The following is a 576-nucleotide window of genomic DNA, read 5'->3' as shown; positions in this document are numbered from 1 at the left end:
TATCGACCAAAATATGCCGTTTCCGACCTTTGACCGACTTGCCCGCGTCATACCCGCGCTGGCCCCCGACCAGCGTGGTTTTCACACTTTGCGAATCCAAAATGGCCGCTGAAGGACTCAATTTCCGGCCCGCTTTCTGGCGAATTTTCTCTCGTAAGGCATCATTTAGCTCCGCCCAGATGCCTAATTTCTGGAACTTACGAAAGTAGTAATAGGCTGTCTTCCAGGGTGGTAGATCGTTGGGCATCTGCCGCCAGGGAATACCTCCTTTCACTACATAAAACAAGGCATCAAACACTTTTCGCAAGTCATGTTTACGTTTTCGTTGGTCAGCCAGCAGTTCTTGAATAACTTGCCATTGGGAGTCGGTCAGATCAGTAGGATACATTGGTGGTTCTTTGTTCCTACAAACTTACCGGCTCCTTATTTTTATCAAAATGCTATTTTTAGACAGTCTCTAAGAGGCTGTCTAAAAATTAAAAACGTCGAATCATAATACGAATCATTGCCAGTTGGATCATCGCTTCGGAGACCTTTACCGAACGTTCATAATCCACCCTTAACCGACGCTGATGA

1 protein-coding gene is annotated in these 576 nt (G+C 46.0%); it reads right to left on the bottom strand.

The features are described from left to right. A partial coding sequence (locus ACYVI1_RS16630) for an IS5 family transposase (RefSeq protein WP_460911769.1) occupies nucleotides 1-388 on the bottom strand: 388 nt, incomplete at its 3' end. Nucleotides 389-576: the final 188 nt, after the last annotated feature.

Source organism: Spirosoma areae, from assembly GCF_054781775.1.
Note: the sequence above shows the minus strand (reverse complement) of the source record. Positions and strands in the feature narration are given on the sequence as shown.